This window comes from Planktothrix pseudagardhii (genome assembly GCF_904830925.1).
In the GTDB taxonomy this organism is placed as follows: domain Bacteria; phylum Cyanobacteriota; class Cyanobacteriia; order Cyanobacteriales; family Microcoleaceae; genus Planktothrix; species Planktothrix tepida.
This window is the reverse complement of record NZ_LR882967.1, coordinates 1671519-1694109: the sequence shown is the minus strand read 5'-3', so window position 1 is coordinate 1694109 and position 22591 is coordinate 1671519. Positions and strand designations below refer to the sequence as shown.

21 protein-coding genes and 2 pseudogenes are annotated in these 22591 nt (G+C 41.1%); 10 read left to right on the top strand and 13 right to left on the bottom strand.

What is annotated here, in order from left to right; genetic code table 11:
• Positions 1–4: 4 nt before the first annotated feature.
• Positions 5–1426 carry a type I glutamate--ammonia ligase gene (gene glnA / locus NMK36_RS07245; protein WP_072717050.1) on the bottom strand — a complete coding sequence of 474 codons (1422 nt, stop codon included), beginning with the start codon at positions 1424–1426 and terminating at the stop codon, positions 5–7.
• 174 nt (positions 1427–1600) lie between these two features.
• Between glnA and apcB the strand changes: the two genes are divergently transcribed.
• Positions 1601–2110, top strand: a complete 510-nt coding sequence (apcB, locus tag NMK36_RS07240) for an allophycocyanin subunit beta (RefSeq protein ID WP_072717051.1) — start codon at positions 1601–1603, stop codon at positions 2108–2110.
• A 248-nt stretch (positions 2111–2358) separates the two neighbouring features.
• Here the strand turns inward: apcB and NMK36_RS07235 are convergent, their stop codons facing one another.
• Positions 2359–2559 (bottom strand): hypothetical protein, encoded by a 201-nt coding sequence (locus NMK36_RS07235; protein WP_072717052.1) that lies wholly within the window; start codon positions 2557–2559, stop codon positions 2359–2361.
• A gap of 215 nt (positions 2560–2774) precedes the next feature.
• Between NMK36_RS07235 and NMK36_RS07230 the strand changes: the two genes are divergently transcribed.
• The gene (locus NMK36_RS07230; protein WP_072717053.1) at positions 2775–3623 is read left to right on the top strand and encodes a TlyA family RNA methyltransferase; all 849 of its coding nucleotides are present in this window, start codon (positions 2775–2777) and stop codon (positions 3621–3623) included.
• 71 nt (positions 3624–3694) lie between these two features.
• Positions 3695–4330, top strand: coding sequence for a hypothetical protein (locus tag NMK36_RS07225; RefSeq protein WP_254173419.1), 636 nt, complete (start codon positions 3695–3697; stop codon positions 4328–4330).
• A gap of 8 nt (positions 4331–4338) precedes the next feature.
• Here NMK36_RS07225 and NMK36_RS07220 read toward each other — a convergent pair whose 3' ends face one another.
• Positions 4339–4752 (bottom strand): peptide chain release factor 1, encoded by a 414-nt coding sequence (locus tag NMK36_RS07220; protein ID WP_254173418.1) that lies wholly within the window; start codon positions 4750–4752, stop codon positions 4339–4341.
• Positions 4753–4955: 203 nt separating this feature from the next.
• Here NMK36_RS07220 and NMK36_RS07215 point away from each other — a divergent pair, with 203 nt between their 5' ends.
• The 3 genes from NMK36_RS07215 to NMK36_RS28940 all read left to right on the top strand — a co-directional run bounded on the left by NMK36_RS07215 (position 4956) and on the right by NMK36_RS28940 (position 7187).
• The gene (locus tag NMK36_RS07215) at positions 4956–5174 is read left to right on the top strand and encodes a hypothetical protein (RefSeq protein WP_254173417.1); all 219 of its coding nucleotides are present in this window, start codon (positions 4956–4958) and stop codon (positions 5172–5174) included.
• A 297-nt stretch (positions 5175–5471) separates the two neighbouring features.
• Complete coding sequence (gene ftsZ / locus NMK36_RS07210) at positions 5472–6752, top strand: cell division protein FtsZ (RefSeq protein WP_254173416.1); 1281 nt, start codon at positions 5472–5474, stop codon at positions 6750–6752.
• Between the two features lie 189 nt (positions 6753–6941).
• A complete protein-coding gene (locus tag NMK36_RS28940) occupies positions 6942–7187 on the top strand; it encodes a bifunctional hydroxymethylpyrimidine kinase/phosphomethylpyrimidine kinase (protein WP_367997171.1) in 246 nt (81 codons plus the stop codon).
• A 47-nt stretch (positions 7188–7234) separates the two neighbouring features.
• Here the strand turns inward: NMK36_RS28940 and NMK36_RS07205 are convergent, their stop codons facing one another.
• The 5 genes from NMK36_RS07205 to NMK36_RS07185 form a co-directional block, all read right to left on the bottom strand.
• Positions 7235–7762, bottom strand: a complete 528-nt coding sequence (locus tag NMK36_RS07205; protein ID WP_254173415.1) for a late competence development ComFB family protein — start codon at positions 7760–7762, stop codon at positions 7235–7237.
• Between the two features lie 193 nt (positions 7763–7955).
• Entirely contained in the window at positions 7956–8357 is a 402-nt protein-coding gene (gene dndE, locus NMK36_RS07200; protein WP_072717058.1) for a DNA sulfur modification protein DndE, read from the bottom strand.
• A 177-nt stretch (positions 8358–8534) separates the two neighbouring features.
• Positions 8535–10520: a DNA sulfur modification protein DndD gene (dndD, locus tag NMK36_RS07195; protein WP_072717287.1), complete on the bottom strand. Its 1986-nt coding sequence runs from the start codon at positions 10518–10520 to the stop codon at positions 8535–8537.
• Between the two features lie 44 nt (positions 10521–10564).
• Positions 10565–12145, bottom strand: a complete 1581-nt coding sequence (gene dndC / locus NMK36_RS07190; RefSeq protein WP_072717059.1) for a DNA phosphorothioation system sulfurtransferase DndC — start codon at positions 12143–12145, stop codon at positions 10565–10567.
• A gap of 7 nt (positions 12146–12152) precedes the next feature.
• Positions 12153–13121, bottom strand: a complete 969-nt coding sequence (locus NMK36_RS07185) for an HNH endonuclease (protein ID WP_072717060.1) — start codon at positions 13119–13121, stop codon at positions 12153–12155.
• A 118-nt stretch (positions 13122–13239) separates the two neighbouring features.
• Between NMK36_RS07185 and NMK36_RS07180 the strand changes: the two genes are divergently transcribed.
• Positions 13240–14814, top strand: a complete 1575-nt coding sequence (locus tag NMK36_RS07180; protein WP_254173414.1) for a DGQHR domain-containing protein — start codon at positions 13240–13242, stop codon at positions 14812–14814.
• A 421-nt stretch (positions 14815–15235) separates the two neighbouring features.
• On the opposite strand, the pseudogene kaiC reads toward NMK36_RS07180, so the two are convergent.
• Positions 15236–16258 (bottom strand): annotated as a pseudogene (kaiC, locus tag NMK36_RS07175) (circadian clock protein KaiC); the annotation flags it as partial.
• Positions 16259–16320: 62 nt separating this feature from the next.
• Here kaiC and NMK36_RS07170 point away from each other — a divergent pair.
• Positions 16321–17433 carry an IS630 family transposase gene (locus NMK36_RS07170; protein ID WP_254172743.1) on the top strand — a complete coding sequence of 371 codons (1113 nt, stop codon included), beginning with the start codon at positions 16321–16323 and terminating at the stop codon, positions 17431–17433.
• A 14-nt stretch (positions 17434–17447) separates the two neighbouring features.
• Here the strand turns inward: NMK36_RS07170 and NMK36_RS07165 are convergent.
• The 4 genes and pseudogenes from NMK36_RS07165 to NMK36_RS07150 all read right to left on the bottom strand — a co-directional run.
• Positions 17448–17975 (bottom strand): annotated as a pseudogene (locus NMK36_RS07165) (ATPase domain-containing protein); the annotation flags it as partial.
• A 206-nt stretch (positions 17976–18181) separates the two neighbouring features.
• The gene (kaiB, locus tag NMK36_RS07160) at positions 18182–18484 is read right to left on the bottom strand and encodes a circadian clock protein KaiB (RefSeq protein WP_254173413.1); all 303 of its coding nucleotides are present in this window, start codon (positions 18482–18484) and stop codon (positions 18182–18184) included.
• 77 nt (positions 18485–18561) lie between these two features.
• On the bottom strand, positions 18562–19464 hold the full coding sequence (locus tag NMK36_RS07155; RefSeq protein WP_367400302.1) for a circadian clock protein KaiA: 903 nt from the start codon (positions 19462–19464) through the stop codon (positions 18562–18564).
• 150 nt (positions 19465–19614) lie between these two features.
• On the bottom strand, positions 19615–20739 hold the full coding sequence (locus tag NMK36_RS07150; RefSeq protein ID WP_254173412.1) for an aldo/keto reductase: 1125 nt from the start codon (positions 20737–20739) through the stop codon (positions 19615–19617).
• Between the two features lie 293 nt (positions 20740–21032).
• Here NMK36_RS07150 and NMK36_RS07145 point away from each other — a divergent pair, with 293 nt between their 5' ends.
• Positions 21033–21929, top strand: coding sequence for a CoB--CoM heterodisulfide reductase iron-sulfur subunit B family protein (locus NMK36_RS07145; protein WP_072717289.1), 897 nt, complete (start codon positions 21033–21035; stop codon positions 21927–21929).
• 325 nt (positions 21930–22254) lie between these two features.
• Complete coding sequence (psaC, locus tag NMK36_RS07140; protein ID WP_072717065.1) at positions 22255–22500, top strand: photosystem I iron-sulfur center protein PsaC; 246 nt, start codon at positions 22255–22257, stop codon at positions 22498–22500.
• The last annotated feature ends 91 nt before the right edge of the window (positions 22501–22591 follow it).

The window sequence follows — 22591 nt, the reverse complement described above, 5'->3', positions numbered from 1 at the left end:
ACAATTAACAGTCGTAATAAAGTGCAAACTCGTAGGGAGTAGGACGTAACCGGGTGGGGTTAACTTCGTTATCGAGTTTGTAGGAAATCCAGTTAGCAATAAAGTCTTCGGTGAACACACCCGGTTCTGTTAAAAAGGCGTGATCTTGCTCTAAGGCTTCCAACGCTAATTCCAAAGAACCAGGGGTTGAAGGAATTTTCCGCAGTTCTTCAGGACTGAGATCGTAGATATCCACATCCAAAGGTTCACCCGGATCAATTTGGTTTTTAATCCCATCAAGTCCAGCACAGAGCATCGCTGCAAACGCCATATAGGGGTTAGCCGTCGCATCAGGACACCGGAACTCTAAACGCTTGGCTTTGGGGTTGTTTCCAGCCAGAGGAATCCGCACCGAAGCTGAACGGTTACCTTGGGAGTAAGCCAAGTTCACCGGAGCTTCATATCCAGGAACTAAGCGTTTGTAGGAATTAGTGCTGGGGTTGGTTAAGGCCAACAACGCCGGAGCGTGTTTGAGAATACCGCCGATGTACCACAGCCCCATGTCGCTGAAGCCCGCATATTTATCCCCAGCAAACAAAGGTTGACCATCTTTCCAGATGGATTGGTGAGTGTGCATCCCAGAACCGTTATCTGCAAAAATCGGTTTGGGCATGAAGGTGATGGTTCTGCCGTATTTTTTACCGACATTTTTGATCACATATTTGTAGATCATCAAATTATCGGCGGCTTCAATCAAGGTTCCGAATTTGAAACCGAGTTCACACTGTCCACCTGTGGCCACTTCATGGTGATGTTTTTCAATGGGAACGCCACATTTGGCCATGGTTAACAACATTTCAGTACGGATATCTTGGAAAGTATCCGTTGGCGCAACGGGGAAATACCCTTCTTTGTAGCCCGGTTTGTAGGCTAAGTTTCCACCAGGTTCTTCCCTTCCTGAATTCCAACGACCTTCAACAGAATCGACATAGTAATAGCCACAATGTTGTGTTTGATCGTAGCGAACATCATCAAAAATGAAAAATTCCGCTTCCGGGCCAAAGAATGCCGTATCCCCAATTCCCGTCGAAATTAAATAATCAACGGCTTTTTGGGCAATGACACGGGGACAACGATTGTAGGGTTCTCCAGTGCGGGGTTCTTGAATACTACAAATGATGCTGAGAGTCGGTTCTGCCATGAAGGGATCGATCCAAGCAGTTTTTGGATCTAACACCATTGACATATCGGATTCATTAATGGCTTTCCAACCTCGGATGCTGGAACCATCAAACGGTACACCATCTGTAAAGGAGGATTCATCGATTTGGCTGTTGTGTACCGTTAGATGCTGCCAGGTTCCCAGCATATCCACGAATTTCAGGTCAATCATTTGAATCCCTTGGTCTTCGATCATCGATAAGACCTCTTGGGCAGTCTCAGGCATGAATGAATATCTCCTCAAAAATCTTGATTATCTCTGAAAGCCTTGGCCGTTGGGCGAACAAAGCGACTGGCTGATCATAGTGACTCAGATTGATTAAGTTTTGTATTGAGTGCTACAATACAGCACGTCGCGGCTTCAGAATAATTGAAAGATATTATAAAGGAGATAGCCTTCATGCGAGACGCCGTTACAAGCTTAATAAAAAATTACGACAGAACGGGTCGCTATTTGGATCGAGATGCCATCGATCAATTAAAGTCCTATTTTTCGACGGGCACGGCACGGGTGCAAGCGGCTGCGGTGATTAATAGCAACGCGGCTACTTTGGTCAAACAAGCGGGTTCTGCCTTGTTTAGCCAAGTTCCTGAGTTGATTCGTCCCGGTGGCTATGCTTACACCACACGTCGTTATGCAGCTTGTTTACGCGATATGGACTATTATCTGCGTTACGCTACCTATGCTCTGGTGGCCGGAGATATGGATGTTTTAGATGAACGGGTACTCCAAGGGTTACGGGAAACTTACAATTCCTTAAATGTTCCCGTTGGCCCAACTGTGATCGGCATCGGTATTCTCAAAGATTTAGTGGCTGAACAAGTTGCAGCCGCTGGACTGCCTACTGGAGATTATTTAGAACAACCTTTTGAGCATTTAATTCGGGAATTGGGTGAACAGGATATTTAATCCCCCACTCAATTTTTGTTTAAGGCGATTGCATTGGCTAACGCTCATTTCATTTTGTATTGGCTCACTTATGCCCATAACCCCTCCGATTAGATGAACTTCACGGGTTTGTCTGTTAGGGGTTTCTGGGCTAATGCCATTTTTATATCCCTAATATTTGACTGCGGCGGGAGGAAAATCTTCACTACACCGGAGCAGGTGTTAGGGTGGAATGGAATCCCGACGCATTAATCTTGAAACACAAATCCTTAAAAGTCTTCAACTCGACCCCACACGATACAGGTTTTCAAATGGTGTTGACTTCTATTCTCCTGAACATTGTCTGTGGTTATGAGTTCTACTTTGCCATTGGGATAAATAATATGAATCATTTCTCCACTTAAAATAGCAACGGTTGAGGGTTGGCTAGTTTCTTGATTAGCAAGGGGAAAAAAATTCAGGGTTTTCATGGATTAATCCTAGTAAATTTAATACAACCTCTAGCTTTCTCTATTAACCTCTGATTTTTTTGGGCAAACAGTGATATTTTGAGGGATTAATTAAGATAAATCTCAATTCCTGATGTGATAAGGATCATCGACTTCTACCGTAAAGTAGTACAGAAACTGAATCTCGATAACCGTTTCCTAATTCTCGGTTCCCTGCTCTATCGTTCCCAATTTTTGTGAAACAACGACTTGATACGTTATTAGTAGACCGCAATTTATGTGAGTCCCGCCAACAGGCTCAACGATTAATCCGGGCGGGAGAAGTTTTGGTGAATCGACAGGTCATTGATAAACCGGGAACTGAAATCAATACAGAAGCAGAGATTCAAGTGAAACAACGAGCCCCTTTTGTCTCCAGAGGCGGAGAAAAACTGGCTAAAGCTTTGGCAGAATTTAACATTAATGTGCGTGATCGCATTTGTCTCGATGGGGGGATTTCAACGGGAGGGTTTACCGATTGTTTATTAAAAGCAGGGGCAAAACAAGTTTATGGCGTTGATGTTGGCTATGGACAATGCGACTGGGGGATTAGAAATGATCCACGAGTGATTTTATTTGAACGCACGAATCTGCGCTATTTAACGCCTAGTCAATTGTACGGAGAGTTAACGATTGCAGCCGATACACCTTCAGAACAATATGCGGATTTTGCCGTTGTCGATGTATCCTTTATTTCCTTAACCAAAATTCTGCCTCCGTTATGGCAACTGTTAAAGCCGAATCGGGAAGTGGTACTGTTAGTAAAACCTCAATTTGAAGTAGGGAAAGAACGGGTGGGCAAAAAAGGCGTTGTCCGAGATTCTCAAGATCAAGCCCATGCTATCTTTCAAGTCGGTTGTGCTGCCCTAACGTTAGGCTGGCAATATCGAGGTTTAACTTGGTCGCCCATTCAAGGCCCAGCAGGGAATATTGAATATCTGTTATGGTTACACAGTGAAGGTCAACCCCTTCCTTCGGAAATAGCCATCGCCCAAATCACCCAATTAGCCCAGGCAACCCTAACGTCTTCCTCTACTCAACCTTAACCTCCTAAATTCGTTCGATGAATTTCTTCAAACTACTGAGGCGCATTACGGTTTATATCTTATGCGCTTTCATGTTTGTCTTTTGTGTCGTTGTCCTCGCAGGAGTGGCAATTGCAATTAAAGTTTTAGTCCTGAAACTCGCCCATAAATTTATTTACCCTATATTTATGTTTGGCGATTTACTTCGGGGTTTAGAAATTATTGATTTACTCAATATTTTGGTATTTGCCATTGTGGGGATGGGATTAGGATTAGCAACGGGTTTATTACCCACTTTTAATGCTCGCAAAATTAGTACATTTTTTCTAATTGTTTCAATCCCCCTGATTTTAGCGGTTCCTCAGATTGTGAAATACAATCTTTGGGTGGGAGATATTGCTCAGGATGATGATATTCCGGTTCCCCAAGCCCAAACGGTTGCAGATGACTTTTTAAAACGCAGAATTAATCGAGATGGAGTGTTTGGTTTCTATGTATATACGGGACAATTTCCTATGATTCCGACGCGACAAGTTCAGATGCAGGAATTGGAACGGTTAGAAAAACAAGTCAACTCTAAATTTGTTCGGGTGAGTGGCATTCCTCCTACTTTAATTACAATTATTATGGGGGTTTGTTTTTGGGGGATTCGGGTGTTTTATTTTGCCGTTGCTGTGATTACGGCGATTGCTCATTATCGAGAAGGATTGAGAATTGTCGCTAAGTAATCTTGGATTTATCTCCAGTAATTTCTCCCTTTCCAAAACAAACCAATTAAAATTCCCATAATCGTGATTTGAGATGTACTTAATAAAAGAACGGGCGGGAAAATGGATTTATAAATAAATAAAGTTATTAATAAACAAAGGAAAAGTACCCATAAACACGTTGTATTGAGGAAAACTTTAGAGGGACGAATTTCGATGAGATAAATGACCAAAGCTCCTACCCCAACCCCCACACCGAATAAAATTAATAAGTCTAAGGGGGGAGCATATAAAATTTGGATCATTTTTCGCAAGGCTAGAGATTGAGTGATTCCCCAAATCATTAAAATTTCTGCGATCGCAACAATTAAATAAGTCAGAGCGACATTTTGTAATAAAGGTATCCAAGGTAAATTTTTAAAACGTTGTATAAATTTATTCATAGTGATTTTAATAAAAGATGTAACGGTTAACGAACTTGCCAAATTCAACTGATTTTAGCAAAGGATTAACAATCTCCCATTTTTGATTATATTAAACTCACGTTAGAATTTTGGATCAGGAACTTCAGAAGGTTCAGAACCCAGAATCTTAACCGCGAAGCAAACCCAAATCTAAAACCGATCAACTTGGAGCGGAAAAACCGATGGAACCATCATCAATTAACTGTGCAGAAGCTTGTGTCAATGGCTGTGTTTTAGGGGATAAATGTCCCAATCGTGACTATATCCCAGAAACTGAAAATTTTATCAGCAATACCTCCTTAGACCAAATGTTAGAAATGGCAGAGGAGGCTGTCCGTAAGAAAAGAATGCAGCCCCCTACCTGGGTTTTACCGGATTTTCCTGAGTCATTTCAAGATTAATCAGCCCCAACAATTTAAAAGATGACCAGGGGAGTCAATAGCACTCTGATTCAATAGGGTGTAGGGTGAACGGGTGGACACGTCTAAATCATGAAACCTTTTCTTTCCCTGTTCCCTGTTCCCTGTTCCCTGTTCCCTGTTCCCTCCCTCTATAACCTTATAAAGTTTAGGATATCCCCTAATTTGTGGCGTTTAATACACTCAAGGGCTTGGTTTCTCGACCAACTTACCCTATAGTAGTTTTGTTTCTGTGGTTTAAAGTTATAGAACCGTTATTCATCTACTTCCCCTATTAAAATGACAGTTAAGAATAATCTGGGGTCTACCCAAGGCAATTCTGATGCTGAAGGAAAAGCGAATCCCTGGTTGTCAGCAGATTCAGCCAATCCATTCCGTAGAAATGAACGAATAGTTAACCCTAATAATGATTCTAAAGATATGCCCCGCGAAGAATCTTGGAGTGGCGATATTATTCCCAGCAATGCTGCAAAGATCAAAGTAATTGGTGTGGGCGGCAGTGGCGGTAATGCTGTTAACCGAATGATTGACAGCCAGGTAACAGGTGTTGAGTTTTGGTCAGTGAATACCGATGCTCAAGCTTTAACTTTATCGAAAGCCCAAAAACGGTTACAAGTGGGTCAGAAATTAACTAGAGGCTTAGGGGCAGGTGGAAACCCCGCCATTGGTCAAAAAGCGGCGGAAGAATCACGGGATGAAATTCTTCATGCTTTGGAAGGGGCAGATTTAGTTTTTATTACCGCCGGATTAGGAGGCGGAACGGGAACGGGTGGAGCCCCGATTGTGGCAGAAGTCGCGAAAGAAATTGGAGCCTTAACGGTTGGGGTCGTCACTCGTCCGTTTACCTTTGAAGGACGCCGACGGATTTCCCAAGCGGATGAGGGAATTGCCGCATTACAATCCCGTGTAGATACGTTAATTGTGATTCCGAATAATAAATTGTTATCGGTGATTAATGAACAAACCCCCGTGCAGGAAGCGTTTCGCTATGCCGATGATGTCTTACGTCAAGGGGTACAGGGAATCTCTGATATTATTACAATTCCGGGTTTAGTCAACGTGGATTTCGCCGATGTGCGGGCGGTGATGGCTGATGCGGGGTCGGCTTTATTAGGAATTGGCATTGGTTCGGGCAAATCACGGGCTAGAGAAGCTGCCGTTGCGGCGATCGCCTCTCCCTTGTTAGAATCCTCCATTGATGGGGCGAAGGGGGTTGTATTTAATATTACTGGCGGTACGGATTTAACGTTACATGAGGTGAATGCTGCTGCCGAAACGATTTATGAAGTGGTTGATCCCAATGCCAATATTATCTTTGGGGCTGTGATTGATGAACGGATGCAGGGAGAAGTAAAAATCACGGTAATTGCCACTGGGTTTTCAGGAGACAATAAACAAGCTATCCCCGTAACCCGTGAAGCTAATGTACAACGGGGGAATACCATTCCGGTGATTCCGGCTCCAGGGAACCCACCCCAACCCCAAACTCCGTCTAACCCAGCCCAACCCGGATTAGATATTCCTGACTTTCTCCGTCGGCGGAAACCCCCGACTCGTTAGACGCAGCAGGGGAGTACCGGAAGCAGGGGGACAGAGAGTCAATCCTAGAAACTGACACCCTGCATTCGGTACTCTCCACTTGACAACAGCCCACAGTCAGAAGTTAATCGTTAACAATTAAGGTTTAGTTAGGCTTCCAAGCCGTTTTAGTTAAAGGTGGTGGAATGTCTGGAGAATTACGAGGGGTGGATGTTGGGTTTAATAGCTACCAGTTCCACATCTTTAGAACTCAAATCGTTAATTACCTCCCAGACTCACGGTACAGGTTTTACCCTAGTGGCGACAATTGTGGCGAATCTCTGCCTTAAGAAGGATATATTTTTAACTGTACAACAGAGTAAACTTTATGTAACTTCTGCATTAGAGTACTCCTTAACTATAGGTAAAGGACAAGGGTTCGTCCGGCATTTCTATCCGTTCTTTCCCCTTGCTTAAATACCGGGAATGAGGACGAAAACAATGCCTAAAAATCCCCCGATAAGTTAACCGATCCATCCATCTCTAATCGAAGCGTCTTTGCGTGAGTAATTATCGGCAAAAGCACGATGACGATGCACCACTTTTTGATCAAGATTAGGCGGTGTATTTTCCCAGGGTTCAGAGCGCGGTACATTTCTTTTGGGAGCCTCTTGTTTCTGAATCTCTTGATTAACCTCTGTGGCTTCTTCTGGAGATAAAGGAGTTGAATGTCGCAGCAAGTCTCTTTGTACCGCCGCGATCGCTTGTCGCACGGCGGTTTTGATCGAGGGGGAAAACTCTGCCTGTCCCCGTTTAAGTTGCTGCATCCAACCTTCTTTACTGGAAGCGTAAAGCGGCGGTAAACGATTGAGCGCGTAGGTTTCCACTTCAACCCGCTTAATATATTGGGAAAGTCGTGGCGGAAGAGAAGCTAATTGACGTTTGACTTCCTCAGCCACTAAGTCTTCCATTACGTTGTGATATCTACGGTTAGAACCTATAGCCATAGTATTGGTATTGACCGAGCCAGATTCAGTATTCAGTGTTGTCACGGTGATTCTCCTCTAGTTTCTAGTTTAACGATTTTGAAAGTCTGTGAGATCCTCCCGAAAAGATAGGAAATGACAGGGGACTTTATAACGGAAGGAGGAGAAAGGCATTCGGGAACAGTAACCGTTACCCCTGAACCGTAATTCGGTATAGGGGGCACATTCTGAGTCTTGCGAGGTTCTGACCTCAGCAGGTTTATGGGGTGCCGGAGTTTTGGGCTTGGGTGAGGGTGATTAAATCTTCAATCTGTTTAAGATTGGGATCACCGGCTAGGTAACTAATTCCTCGATGGAGGTGTAGGCGAAACTGGGTGGCGAGGGTTTCGGGATCGGTTCCTAAGTGATCATTATGGCAACGTTGCTTGAGGGCAAGGAGTAATAAATCACACATCTGACCCCCAAAGACTTGCCATGTCATTTCAACATTACTATCGCTAGGTATGGGAACTGGGGAAGGAATTGTTGACTCTGCTAGTGAACGACACAACGCCCAACGACACAGGATATTCCAATTCTCTATTTTGGTGACTCGCTTAAGTTTCGTCAGCTGCTCCTTCGCGGTTAGGGATAGGCGAATTCGCTCTAAGGGGGGTTCCATTGTGATTCACGAGACAATTCAGGAAATCCACAGATCTTAAATCTATATATAGAAAATTTTATACCGAAATACTGAAGAATTGTAATCTAGGTAGGGTATTTTTTTACAAAACCTTGATTTAAACTGAAGTTTTATGAAGCTTCTGTAAAGGAATATTGCAGACTCAACCTTATCTTCTTAAAAGAAATAACCAGGTTCAATGCGGGTTTGGCGTTGTGTTGGGTCGTATTTGAGTAAATACTCACGAGCGATGGCTTCTTGTTCGCGTAAACTGTTGACTTCCTTTTCGGCAATTTCCGTATCTGTTGAAAGTAAAATAACTTGATGGCTGGCTGCGGGAAAATACCGTTCAATTAAGTTTTGACGGTGGGAGGAGTCTAAACGGCCTAATGGGGTATCAATGGCAATGGGTAAATTGCGACCGGAAACCCTCGCTAACCCCCATAAAAAAGCGATCGCTAACAGTTGTTTTTCTCCGGCTGAAAGGCGGTGTTTCTCAACAGGTTGTCCTTGGGGATCATAGAGGGATAAACTAAAATCTTCCGTTTGGATAATAACTCGATGCACTAAGTCGGATTTATGTAATAAATAACGAAAACATTCTGTTACTTCTACTTCTAATTTATTTAGCTTTTTTAAAGTCAGTTTTTCTTTAAAAACCTTCAATGTACTTTGAACTTTAGCCACGCTATCAATAATATGATTAACATTTTTTCGATCAATAGTATTTTGACTATATTTTTCTAAGTCTTTTTTAGCTTTTTCATACTGAGCTTGACATTTTTTACACCGTTCTTCTGCCTCTTCAATAGCCGTTTCCAGTTTTGTGAATTCTGTTTGAGCTTGGGAGACGGTTTCTAACAGTTGTTCATAGACCTCTGGAGGGGCGGCAACGGCTAATTGTCTATCCAGACTTGAAATTGTGTCTTCAATACTTCTTAAGGCGTCTAAGCTATCCTGAGAGGATTGAATTTGACTCGGAAGTTGATGTTCTAAAACGGTTTTTAACTGCTGGAGAACTTTATCATCTAGCCCCAAAAAAAGGGTTTCTTGATTTTCGGAATTATCGGTTAATTTGTGATAATCATCTTCTAAATATAACTTAATATTTTCTAATTGGTTTGGGGTAATATTAAGCTGTTCTAAATATTGAAATAAACGTTGATCTCGTTCTTTAATAACATCTTGAGCCACTTTTGCTTTTTGCAAATTTAGCTCTTGTTCTCCTTGGTTTTTAGCTTGTAATAATAGAGGAGTAATTAACGCCAAAGGTAAATAATCTCCAGCTAATTCACAAAGATTATCTCGCTGTTGTTTAGCTTTCTCTCGTTCATGTTCTAACTGTTGTTCTAATTGACTCCGTTCTCCGGCAATTTTTCCACCTTCGAGTTTAAATTTTTCCTTAGCCGCATATAACCTTTTTTTAGCTATTCCTGCTTTTTCCTTCAAGTTTAATATGGATTTTTCAGCATTTTCCCATTCTGATTTATAGCGGTTTAACTTGTTTTCAATGGCTTCTAAATCCGCTAATTCCTTAGAGTCAGCTAATTGTTTACGTTTACGGTTCGCTAAAATATCTAAATCTATGGCTAACCGTTCTGCTAATTCTAACCCTAATAAAGATTGAATAGCCTGAACCACAACGTTAGGGGGTGTGTCTAAATCTGCTAATTCTTTAACTTGTTCGCCATCAAATAAAAATAAATTAGAAATGCCAATGGGAAAAAAATCTTCTATCCGTTCATCCCAGGTTTCTAACCAAGCGGAGTCCGGCCAATCATCAATTAAGATTCCTAAAATATCTTTACCATTTTTCGGGTTTTTTGTCCAGCGACGTTTGACCCGAAATTGAACTTGCATATTTTGAACGATATGTTCAAATAACAATTCGACACTGGTTTCTTCATGGGGTAGGGTATGTTTATTAACGGCTTGTTTGAGAAAGTCAGGATAACTTAAACTTCCCCGTGTTGAACATTGAGCCCGTTGTCCATAAAGTGCCAGTCGCATCGCATCCATTAAGGTTGTTTTTCCACCCCCATTCATACCACCGAATAACACAATAGGGCTAATAACATTATCATTAATTTGAGGACGTAAATCAATGACTTGTTTCCCTCGATAGGGGCCAAAGTTTTCGACTGTTAATTCTAGGAAAATCATAATTAAAATAAGGATATGTGGAACAGGCATCTTGCCTGTTAATCTTAAGAAGGGTTTTGAAATTTCAAAGTTGCCCAACTTAACTGTTGAGGAGGGTCGGCTTTTTTGCCCTCAACAGCTTGCTTAACTTGTTCAACACTTCCGGTTTTTGCGGCTTCTTTTAAATTGCGTTCATAATGAGCATTCTCAATAGCATCCTGTTGCGGTCGAGAACTGGTTTCAAAACAGCGTTCTAAATCATCATAAATTCCCGTCCGTCTTGCCATTGTTTTATACTGACGTTCAGTATCCATTAATTTTGCCATTAGTTCCATATACATCCCATCCCCTTCACTGAGTTCTTCTAAAATTTGCCATTCATCTCCACCCAGAACATGATTTCCCGCACCGATACGGGGGTCTTCAAAGGGTTCTCCCATAATTTCCTCATAAATTTTGGGTAAACTATCATCAAATTCGTGTTTTTCCTCTAACCATATTCGCCGAATTTCGCTCAATTCTCCTATTGTAATTAAGGTAATATCTCGATATTCTTCCGGTGCTGTTTGTCTAATTTGTTGTTGTGCTTCTAATACCCGTCTTAACCAATGTTCTCGCCATTTTTTGGTATATGGCCCCGGTATAGGTTCAACAGATATTTCCCCATCAACATTTCGTTCAAAGAGTTGAACAGTTCCAACAAGTCGCCTAAAATCTCGTTTATCTCGATCATTTTGGATATCTAATTCTAAACGCAGATCCACAAGAGGTTGTAACCATTCTTTTTCTTGATCATTTTGTATCATTGCAGTTAATGATTTATCACTATCCACCAAAGTACAAACCCAACAGCCAAACCGAGAGCTTCCACAGCTAGGAGTAGAGGTATCGACAACAAGAGGGCATTCATTATCTGCTGTTGCGCCTCGATACATCGCAAATAATTCTTTATTATCCAGACCCCAAGGATTTTCCCATTGCATTAAATACATCCAAACTTCGTCAGTTCGCCAACTTTCAATAGGCGTATAAAGTAGAGAACTAGGTAAATGAGGATGAGGACAAAGATGATCACGAACTCGTTTTGTTTCCCGTTTAGCCATGATCATTGCACGGTTAGAACTTTCTGTTTTGCGTGTTCCTAAAATTACAATAGCTTCACCATTTGACCGTACAACATCACGAATAAAACGGTTAGAAGGATCAATTTTTAAGCGTCCAGTACACCATCTAAACCGATGACGAGGTGCAGGATAACCTTTCCCTATTAAACCTGCCCAATAAGTTTGTGTTACTTCAGGTGTTAACAAATGAGGTTCAATAGGAAGATTATTTGTCTGAGCTACTAATTTCATTCTATTTAAAGAATTATTCACCCAAGCAGAGACAATAGGGTTTTCTACTAAAGTATCTGTACTAATAACATAAATCTTCTTATTGAGCTTTTCAGGAGGAAGTGTTGCGATCGCATTCCAAATCAGTTGTAAACTAGCTGTGCTGTCTTTACCTCCAGAATAGCCAATAACCCAAGGAATTTGATCTAAACAATATAAATCTTTAATTTCCTGAGTCAGACTTTCAAGATCATTGACAAATTCATCAATATTTCGAGATGGGAATAAGGATATTTGTTGTTCAATAGCCATGCTGCGATCACCCTAATACAGTTTTAAAGATGTTGTTTCGATGCCACTGAATAGCATCAAGCCTTGGATAAAATTTTTCCATGTTGGGTAAAAATAAAGAATCTCCATTAAAATCTTTCATGGGTCTAGCATGAGGTGATATTTCTTGTAAATCTTCTGCAACAATAATTTTATAATTATTATCTATTGTAAACCAACCTCGATCAAATGCCCAATGATGATTTTTACAAAATGAAATTCCATTATCAATTTTATTGTCATAAAATAAAGACATCGGTTTTATATGTGCTCCATCTACAATAGTTTGATTAATAGAACGAATTACTTTCAACCCACAAAACGCGCATTTATAATCATAAATATGAATAATGGATTTCCTAAAAAAAGCATCTCTCATAACTGATTTATAAATTCTGATTTTTTTTTCAATTAATTGATCTAACTGTGTTAGCTCTTGTTCGGCTTCAGTTTGTAAATTTTGATTTACTCCTAAAATATCTTCTAATTCTTTTTGGGTATCAGAAAACCAAACTGATATTAAAGTATCTACTAATTCTTTTCGGGTTTCTCCATTTTTGATAAGTTCAAATAATTGCTCATCTAACTTAGCATATTCTACCGCTTGTTTCAATTTATTAATACTCTTAGGTTGAAACCCATCAAAATCAGGCTTTAACTTCAAGTGCCAAAAATTTTCCCGTTTCAAGTGAAAAAAAGGATAGTGTAACCCTCCTGAATATCCTTCATTTCCCAAAAATTGCCAATGCTTTTTGAAGGTATTAATTAATTCATCTGATACTGTAATTTCGTTTTTCTCAATAATACCTTGTGTGATCAGATCAATAACAGATAACAACAAGATAGGTTTATAAGGAGCATCACCTCGTTGACGAATTTTATTAACCCTTAATTCCGAAAAGCGTTTACAATAGTCTCCAAGAGTTTGCCTGTTGTTAGGTTGTTGTGTACTGTCCATATTTTCCTCCTAACCGAAATTTAGATATACTCCAGTTCTTTTAATTTCGGTAAGATAGCCTTTTGGGTAAACTTTTTTTAAAAACCCACTGTTTGCCTTATCAGCTTATCTTGCACTCATGAAACCTGCAACTCCTTCCGATCTGATCGCAACAATTTGTAATCCTGGGACTGAGATCTCCCAATTTTTGGACATCTACCTGAACCAAAGTGATCGCCTTTTTGTCCAAAAAACCCAAATGGCCGGAACCGAAACCTTTATCAGTGCTGTTACCCTAGAATGGATAGCCGCAAAAGTCGGTTTTGCCTCCCAACTCCCCTTATTTCAACCTCATTTAGACTCAACAGTTAACGTCAAACGCGACGCTGAAACCGTTGATGAGATTTTCCAACGTCCCCTCGACTGGTCACGTCAAGCAACCTTAACCCAATATCTTACTAACCATAAAGACCATAAATTTCCTGCGGTGTTAGTTGTCCTTAGTCCCGCCTGGGTCGATGACCCCAAAGCCACTCAATGGGGTAAACACGGACGGGCCACCGAGTCCGCCATCGAATTTCTCCCCCTCGACAGCCAAGGAAAACTGGGACTATTGCAGATGTCGAGTGATGTCTCTGTGTTTGCTTTGGATGGACAACACCGCTTAATGGGGATACAAGGTCTGATGCAACTCCTACGGACAGGACACTTGCAACCCTACACTAAACAGAAAAAACCCATCGGGGATGCTATTACTGTTAAAGAACTTAGCCAAAAATTCGGTATCACTCCCCAACAGTTACAACAGTTATCCCAAGAAACCATCGGAGTTGAATTTATTCCCGCAGTGGTGAAGGGAGAAACTCGCGCCGAAGCCAGACACAGGGTAAGGTCTATTTTTGTTCACGTTAACTTAATGGCCGTCAAACTTAGTAAAGGACAGTTGGCGCTATTAGATGAAGATGATGGGTTTTCTATTGTTACTCGTCAGGTGGCCGTTTCCCATGCTTTATTTTGCGATAAACCCGGACGCAACCCTAGAATTAATTGGGATAGTGCCACAGTCGCCTCTAAGTCAACGGTCTTAACCACCCTGCAAGCCTTAACCGATATGGGTCAACGGTATTTAACCCCCAAATTTCCCCACTGGAAAGCTGCAAAATCTGGGTTAATTCCCCGGCGACCCACCGAAGCAGAATTAGAAGCAGGTATTGAGGAGTTAAAACAATTTTTTGATGGCATGGCGAGTTTACCCAGTTATCAAAAGTTAGAACAAGGTTGGGAAACTCCAGCTTTGCGTCGGTTTAGTTTTGAGAAACCCGGAGGAGAGGGAAATTTACTGTTTCGTCCTGTGGGTCAAGTGGCGGTAGCTGCGGCGTTGGGGGTGTTGGTGTTTTATCAACAACGGTCGGTAACAGAAATTTTTGAGAAATTACAAGAATTTGATAACGCTGGCGGCTTTAGTGGCATGGAATATCCTGACTCGCTCTGGTATGGGGTATTATATGACCCGAATAAACGCCGGGTGAGGGTAGCCGGAAAAGAGTTGGCGGCGAAGTTACTCATCTATTTATTAGGGGGAATGCAGCAACCGATGGAATGCGCTGAGTTACGCAAAGCCTTAGCAGATGCTAGGACGTTTGAGAATAAAGCCGTGAGTTTTGAAGGTCAATTTGTCAAACCCAGAGAAGTCGGTTTACCCGAAATTTTGTAGCGGTTTTCTGTGAAAAAATTTTGTTTGTTGGGGGAGGGGTTGACAAAACCCCCGGCACAAGAGACAATGTTGTAAGGGGGAGTTCGTGTATATACTTGATTAATTAGTCAATTATTGTTTAACGAACAGTCAAACACCCCAAATCAATTTTTGTTAACTGACCTCCCCTTAATTTCCCCTATCTTATAATAGGGACGACACACACATCAGTGTCAACTTAACGCCAAAAGCCTTGAAATAAATTTCAGGCTAAAAGCTAAAACCCGTTAAAACGGGTTAATAAAGAATGATCTTAGTCATCTAAAGATGACTTCAGCTTTTAGCCCGAACTTTAGTTCAGGGCATTAATCATCGAAGTTGACCCTACTCTGAATTTGATTTTCAGCCCTTGAGATAACAGTTAATAGGAGTCAACTAACTATTATTCATCAGACTCAATCTTTCCAAGAATACGACCTAACTCACTCTTTTCATTCACCGCAATTCGAGTCGGAGAACCACTAATAATCCGTTCATAATCTCGGAAAGAATCAGTAATCAGAGGGCCGTGATCACTAATCGTATATTCTCGAATGCCTTTATCATGCCAAGAACCCCTCATCTTAAACACGTTTAAGGCACGGGACATTTCCCCTCGAATTTCCACATATTGCAACATCAAAATCGTATCGGTAATCGTTGAAATATGGGAATCCGTAATCGAATGGGAACCCATAAATTGATCCGTTGTATTCGTGAAAAATCCTGTAATTTCCTCCTGTTTAGCATAACCCGTTACCCCAATCACAAATTGACGAAAAGCGTTATTACTCACCCCTCGTGCTAAAGCTGATAACGAATCAATCGCAATTCGAGCGGGTTTAAACTCAGAAATTTCCGATTTAATAATTTGTAAATGATCTTCTAATCCCGCAGATTCAGGATAACTACATAAAATTTTCAGTAATCCTTTTCGTTCCATTTCTTCAAAATCAATCCCCCAAGAACTCGCATTTCTAAATAACTGAGCACGAGATTCTTCATAGGCAAATAACATGGCTCGTTGACCATTTTTACAGGCATCCTGTAGGAAAATACTGACTAATAACGTTTTACCCGTTCCCGTTGCTCCCGTTGCCAAAATAATCGAATCTTTGAAGAACCCACCGCCACACATGAGATCGAGGGTAGGATTTCCAGAAGAAACCCGGGCATTGGACGAACGTTGAGTGAGGCGCATCGCCCCCAGAGGAAAGATCCCAATCCCATTATTGGTAATCGTAAAGGGATATTCCCCCTTCATGTGGGTTGTACCCCGCAATTTGAGAATTTCCGCCGTGCGTCGCCGTCGTTCTCCCTCTAAAACGTTCCGAAAGATGACGACATTATCGGAAACAAATTCTTCCACCCCAAATCGCGCCACCGGGCCATATTCTGCCTCTCGTTCCGTTGTCATAATCGTGGTAAGCTGTTAAGCATCTAAATAGGGTATAATGAAAAACCAAGTTTAGAAAAATCAATCAAAAGATGCCTGCTAAAAATCATTTAAATGAAAAGCAAGTAGAGAAACTACAGAAAAGATTGAAAGAGGAAGAAAATGGACAAATCCGAGAAAGAATCTTGATTTTATTATTGCTAAATGATGGTAAAAAGCAAAGTGAAATTGCCAAGTTTTTGGGCTGCTCATTAAACAAAGTATGTTATTGGTGTGTACATGGAGACCCTGACAAATTAGAAAGCCTAAAAGATGAAAGAATGAAAGGAAATTATAGAAAAGCCACAGACAAATATATAGAGATATTATTAGAAACAGTAGAAAAAGAACCGGAAGAATTAGGATATGAATTTGGGAGATGGACAGGAGAAAGATTGGCAACTTATTTAGAACAAATCACAGGAATCAAATTAAGTAGTTCACAAGTGAGAAAGATATTAAAGGAAAAAAAGTATGTTTATTTGTGGGCAAAGTATAGCTTAGAAGAGAAAAGAGATCCAGAAAAAAGAAAATTATTTAAAGATAAAATAGAAGAATATTTGAAAATAGCAAAAGAAAGTCCAGAACAATTACAGGTATGGTTTTGGGATGAAAGTGGATTTAATTTAAGAGTGATAAAAAGAAAGAATTGGTGTAAAAAAGGGAAGAGGAAACAGATTAGAGGAGACAGGAGGAAAGGAAGAGTTAATGTGATGGGAGGATTGAGGTACTCGGATAAAAAAAGATTTGTAGAATTTCTGGATAAAGGAAATGCAGATAATTTTTATCAAGTGTTAAAAAGTTTTTATCAAGAGCTAATTTATGAATGGGTATTAGCGGGAAATCAAGCAGAAGAATTTGTAGAAAAAGGAGCTAAGATCCTGATTATTCTTGACAATGCAAGTTTTCACAAAAAAGAAGAGTACCTAGAAAAAATTAAAGCAGAAATGCCGAATGTCTATTTAGAATTTCTTCCAGCATATAGTCCAGATTATAATTTAATTGAATTAGTCTGGCATTCAGCTAAAGAATATATAGCTCATCGACTCTTTAAATCAGTTGATGAGCTAGAGTGTTTATTACATCAGCTTTTAAATGAAGGACAGTTATCTATTAAATGGGGACGTAAACTTAAAAACAAAGGTAATGCTATAATCACAGTTTAAATACACAACAGCTTAGCTCCCACCTGTTTCAATCGCGCTACCAGGCGGAAAATCTCTCGTCTGACCACTCCTGCGGCTTCATATTGTTGGAAAACGGCCGTTACCGAGTCAATCGAAACCCGTCGAGCTTTATATTTACGAATAGCATATTGAATCCGCTCAATTAAAGCTGATAGGTCAAAATTTCCTACAATATCTTGCCCCTCTGGGTCAGGAGAAGCATCTAAAATAAATAACTTTCCTTCATCAATAAATTGTTGGAGATCCCATCCAAAACTAGAAGCATTTTTAATAATATCTGTAGGTGATTCTTCAAACGTGACGAAGATCCCAGGTTCATCAAAATAGGTAATTCCATTGTAGAGAAACTGAACCGCAAACAAGGTTTTTCCGGTTCCTGATGTCCCGCTCACTAACGTCGTTCTAGCAATAGGCATTCCGCCATGACTAATATCATCAAAACCTTCAATCATGGTGCGGATTTTCTGCACCCCTATCAGTTTACGTCCATTGCTTTTGGTTTCCTGAGAACTTTCACTCATAATTTTTATCTTAAAGAATATGGCTCTGATCGATGAACCTGTGAGACTTTTGCTACATTTACCACAAAATCTGGAACAGTAGGGGATCAAGTCATCATTCTCAACCAAGAGTTCCCAGCAGTTGGTAAGGGTGGATCAGAATTGACGGACATCAGTAATCTATTTTACCTTGTCCTTACCCTCCAAAATCGATTTCAAGTCCAGATTTACTCATCCATCAGTTCTTCATAGAGAAGATCGAGTCCAATTAAAACTTTTTCTCGATCCGAGAGATCACCAATTATTTTCCGCACCGGAGGAGGCAAGATTTTAGACAGGGTAGGAGTCGCTAAAATTTTATCTTCCTCTGCCAGTTGTGGATTTTTGAGAACGTCAATGACTTTTAAGGCATAAACCCCTTGAAATTCCTGTTCTAAGATGTCTTTAATGGTTTTCAATGCTCGGACTGAGTTGGGAGTATTCCCCGCCACATAGAGTTTGAGGACATAGGTTTTTTTAAGAGGACTCATAAATGTTGATTGGCCGGTGTTAGATGGGGTAGGAAAAACTTATTTTATCGTTAAAGATGAAGGTTCAATTACTATTTCTAGGAATCTCTAGGAATTGATCGGCGATACATTTCACATAAATGGGCAATGGTGTCAATTAAAGTTAATCGGTAATCTAATAAAACATCTTCGCTTCTTCCTTCTAATTTAAGCTGTTTAGAAAAATTATCCATCAACTCCATGTGAATTTCCACAATTCGGGTGACAGGAACATCAGCAAAAAAAGCCAAATTTACATATTCATCAATTTTATTATTCAAACTTTGATCGGCTGAAAAATAACTGAGAACGATTTGGCGATATTTGGTTTTAAGTTGATCGATAAATTCCTGCCGTTCGGCCGGGGCCATATTACGAATAAAATTTTGGGGGCTTCTTTTATAGTACACACCCAGGTATCCTAAACGCTCATGGAGTTTACTGACCAGGCGACGTTGTTGACGAATGATAAAATTCGTTAGCTCTGTCGGTGCGTCACCACTGGCAGATTGTTCGGTGAGGCGAGTTGTAATCGCATTGGTAATAAATTGACTAATCGCTTTATCAATATAAGCGGGAATCTGATTGAGTTGATTGTCCCCGATTCGTACCTCGGTACAGTGGTAGAAATAGGGTGAGGATTCTCCCGGTAATGAAGTTTCATCTGAAGAATCTGATAGGGTCGTTAAACGCTCTATCAGTTGGGGTTGTGCTGTGATAATCACCGCAGGTACAGAAATAGACTGATTGTGGAGATATTGGCTCAGAGCCAGCAAATCGGAATTATCCTCAAGAACGATACAATCGAGTTGCTGTCTTTCTTGAGCCATGAATTGGAGAAAGGCTTCAACAGACTGAATCTGCACTGCCGTATAACTATCATTCTGTAAATGGGACATGACAATATTAGCCAGTCTCACAGTCGGCACAAAAACACCGATGGATAGCTGTGGACGCCACACAGTTGGGGAGGTTGGGACTAAGTTTTCACCGAACAAATCAGTCAGAGCCAATTGCTCCATTACTAAGATTGTTTAATCCTATATAATAGTATTTAATCACGAATTGTAACTATTTTTTAACGATTCCCTAGAAAAATCCTACTTCTAAGATCAAGAAACGGTTTTAACCTCCCCGTGAGTCAAAGGTTGATAAAATTTAGCCGCGAGGGGTTTAATCCGAGTTAAAGCTAAATTTTCTGTAACATGAGCAACAGTTTTCATTCCCACTAAAGCCGTCAATAATCGGGGACAGGAACGAGTGAACTGAAGGGCCTTTAGGGTCGGGGTTAAGGAAGTCTGATGGAGTCCCTCTTGCAGGGCATCTGGAATGTGACCAATGGCTTTTGTTTGGCCAAGGGAGGCACTAGAAATCACCGATAATCCTAAACGATGGGCAGCCTCTAAAGTCGGAAGCCATGTCCGCTTAACGTGCTGAGTGGGTTGAACCAAAGCCTCTAGCATTGTTGCATTAATCGGTAACTGAATAAACTTGAAATGATCCTGGCCTTCGGAGGTGACTTGACTCGCTAATGCTTTAGCCTTGGCTAAATCTAAATAGTTGAATGCGGTGGGTGGCACTCGCAGACCGTCCCAAGTGGCTAACCCATAGGCACTAATTTTTCCTTGGCTGACGGCTTTTTCTAATACTTCAAAGGCAAGTTGGAGACGGTGATAAAAAATTTCTGGGGAAACTTCCAAAAGTTGCATTTCTGGGTTATGGAGATAATAAATATCAATGGTTTCTAACCCTAAATTATCTAAACTTTGTTCGAGTTGATCCCAAATATATTCGGGGTGTAAACAGTGGCATTCGGCAACTAAATCCTGGGGTTCAATGGAAAATTTACTACTTTCAATATATCGAGAATAAAACCAACTAATGCGCTCATCATCAGGAATAAACCCTCCTTTTGTACAAATTACTAATTCATCCCTGGATATGGTTTCATCCCGGATTAAAGCCAATAACGCATCACTAACACTCCATTCAGCGTGCATATAGCGATAATTAATTGCCGTATCAATCAAGTTAATTCCATTTTCAACCGACTCGATAATGGCATCCGTGACGAGATCATCTGTATGAGAGTCCGGCGCACCTAAATAAGTGCCAATCCCAATCGAACTAACAACCCAATCATTAGCTTGTCGAAAATGAGTTGCTACACAGTCTTGCTGATGTCGTTCTCGATATCTTTGGGTTCCTGCCAAAGTCGCTTTACCTGAAATTTTCATACGGTATCTAGGTTTAATAAAAGCTTGAAAATTGGGTTATACTCTCTATTTTAAACGTTTCCTTTCGGTCTTCTCGTTTTATTACTATTTTGTTACTCATCAATATAAAATCCTCCAATTCAGCACCCATCCCTTGTAAGCAGGTGAAACCTGAATCAACAAACACCCCAAACCCAAAACCTCAATTCTTAATTCTTAATTCTTAATTCCCCCTATCCTCGTCAGTACAAGAGATGATGGAAGATCAAGGGCGATTCCAAATGCCCCTGTCGTTAGTAGAGAAGGTTGTTTCTATGCCATCCTTGAGATATGCCTATTTTCCCGGCTGTGTTGCCCAAGGAGCTTGTCGGGAGTTGTATCAGTCTACGCAAGTCCTCGCCCAAACTTTAGGCATTGAACTCATTGAACTGAAAAAGGCATCCTGCTGTGGTTCGGGAACATTCAAAGAAGATTCTCGGCTCTTAGAGGATACCGTCAATGCCCGTAATATTGCTTTAGCAGAAGAATTAAATTTACCTTTACTGACCCATTGCAGTACCTGTCAAGGGGTGATTGGTCACGTTGATGAACGGTTAAAGGAATTTCAAACTACAGATCCGGCTTATATTGAAAAGGTGAATGGATTACTCAGCAAAGAGGGATGCTCCCCCTATCAGGGGACAACGGAAGTTAAACACCTGCTTTGGGCCTTAGTCGCCGATTATGGTTTAGCCGAAATTCAACAAAAAGTCAAACGCAGACTGTCCGGTTTGAAGTGTGCTGCCTTTTATGGCTGTTACCTCTTACGCGCTCAAACCCATCTCCCCTATGATGACCCCCATCAACCAGAATCGATGGAAAATCTGTTTCGGGCGGTCGGGGCGACTCCCGTTTATTATCGGGGTAGAACCCAATGTTGCGGTTGGCCTTTGTCGAGTTACGCCACAGAATCAGCTTTTCAAATGGCCGGAAACCAAATTCAAGATGCCATTGACAACGGTGCAGATTGTTTGGTCACACCTTGTCCCCTCTGTCATCTTAATTTAGATTCCCGCCAACCGGAAGTGGAAAAAGTCATCGGTCGTCCCTTGGGTTTACCCGTTCTCCATCTTCCCCAATTAGTGGCCCTGGCCCTGGGTATCGACCCTAAACAACTGGGTTTAGACCGCCATGTTGTCTCTACCCAGTCGGTTTTAGAGAAAATTCGGTGAGGGCTATTTCCCGTTGAGGGTCAAGGGTCAAGGGCCAATAGTCAACCAAAGTATTACATTGTTTAAAGTTTTATCGCCTTATGTGTATTGGACGTGAAACACTGGGGTATTGTGATGGAATATATGGGATGATTCCGCTCATAGAAAAATAGCCACGATGGTTTTACCAAAGTGGGTACTAGCTGGTTGGCATCGTCTTTAGGAGTAAAACTCTTTTAAGAATCCCTCGAATTTAATTCGCAGGAGTGTCAAGTTAAGCTGGACTTCTAACCTGTATTCAGGGCAGAACTTGTAACATTTTGATATCTACTGGAGAAATCATTCAATGTCTCATTCAGTCAAAATTTACGATACCTGTATCGGCTGTACCCAATGCGTTCGCGCTTGTCCCACTGACGTCCTTGAGATGGTTCCTTGGGATGGCTGCAAAGCGGGTCAGGTTGCTTCTTCTCCCCGCACCGAAGACTGTGTAGGTTGCAAACGGTGTGAAACAGCTTGTCCGACAGACTTTTTAAGTATTCGGGTTTATCTCGGTGCTGAAACAACTCGTAGCATGGGTCTAGCTTACTAAACTCTGCCCAAAACCGGGTGTTTTTATCAATTCCAACTCCTGACTTCCACTGGGAAGATTACAAGGAGTTCAATCTTCACAGAGGGCGGAA

Coding starts and splice junctions, on each gene's coding strand:
- NMK36_RS07235 (WP_072717052.1), bottom strand. CDS start 2,559: ATGAAAACCCTGAATTTTTTTCCCCTTGCTAATCAAGAAACTAGCCAA.
- glnA (WP_072717050.1), bottom strand. CDS start 1,426: ATGCCTGAGACTGCCCAAGAGGTCTTATCGATGATCGAAGACCAAGGG.
- NMK36_RS28940 (WP_367997171.1), top strand. CDS start 6,942: ATGTTGGGTTTAATAGCTACCAGTTCCACATCTTTAGAACTCAAATCG.
- NMK36_RS07170 (WP_254172743.1), top strand. CDS start 16,321: ATGCCTGCTAAAAATCATTTAAATGAAAAGCAAGTAGAGAAACTACAG.
- dndC (WP_072717059.1), bottom strand. CDS start 12,145: ATGGCTATTGAACAACAAATATCCTTATTCCCATCTCGAAATATTGAT.
- dndD (WP_072717287.1), bottom strand. CDS start 10,520: ATGATTTTCCTAGAATTAACAGTCGAAAACTTTGGCCCCTATCGAGGG.
- NMK36_RS07215 (WP_254173417.1), top strand. CDS start 4,956: ATGGAACCATCATCAATTAACTGTGCAGAAGCTTGTGTCAATGGCTGT.
- NMK36_RS07220 (WP_254173418.1), bottom strand. CDS start 4,752: ATGAATAAATTTATACAACGTTTTAAAAATTTACCTTGGATACCTTTA.
- dndE (WP_072717058.1), bottom strand. CDS start 8,357: ATGGAACCCCCCTTAGAGCGAATTCGCCTATCCCTAACCGCGAAGGAG.
- NMK36_RS07145 (WP_072717289.1), top strand. CDS start 21,033: ATGCCATCCTTGAGATATGCCTATTTTCCCGGCTGTGTTGCCCAAGGA.
- psaC (WP_072717065.1), top strand. CDS start 22,255: ATGTCTCATTCAGTCAAAATTTACGATACCTGTATCGGCTGTACCCAA.
- kaiB (WP_254173413.1), bottom strand. CDS start 18,484: ATGAGTCCTCTTAAAAAAACCTATGTCCTCAAACTCTATGTGGCGGGG.
- NMK36_RS07150 (WP_254173412.1), bottom strand. CDS start 20,739: ATGAAAATTTCAGGTAAAGCGACTTTGGCAGGAACCCAAAGATATCGA.
- NMK36_RS07180 (WP_254173414.1), top strand. CDS start 13,240: ATGAAACCTGCAACTCCTTCCGATCTGATCGCAACAATTTGTAATCCT.
- NMK36_RS07185 (WP_072717060.1), bottom strand. CDS start 13,121: ATGGACAGTACACAACAACCTAACAACAGGCAAACTCTTGGAGACTAT.
- ftsZ (WP_254173416.1), top strand. CDS start 5,472: ATGACAGTTAAGAATAATCTGGGGTCTACCCAAGGCAATTCTGATGCT.
- NMK36_RS07225 (WP_254173419.1), top strand. CDS start 3,695: ATGTTTGTCTTTTGTGTCGTTGTCCTCGCAGGAGTGGCAATTGCAATT.
- apcB (WP_072717051.1), top strand. CDS start 1,601: ATGCGAGACGCCGTTACAAGCTTAATAAAAAATTACGACAGAACGGGT.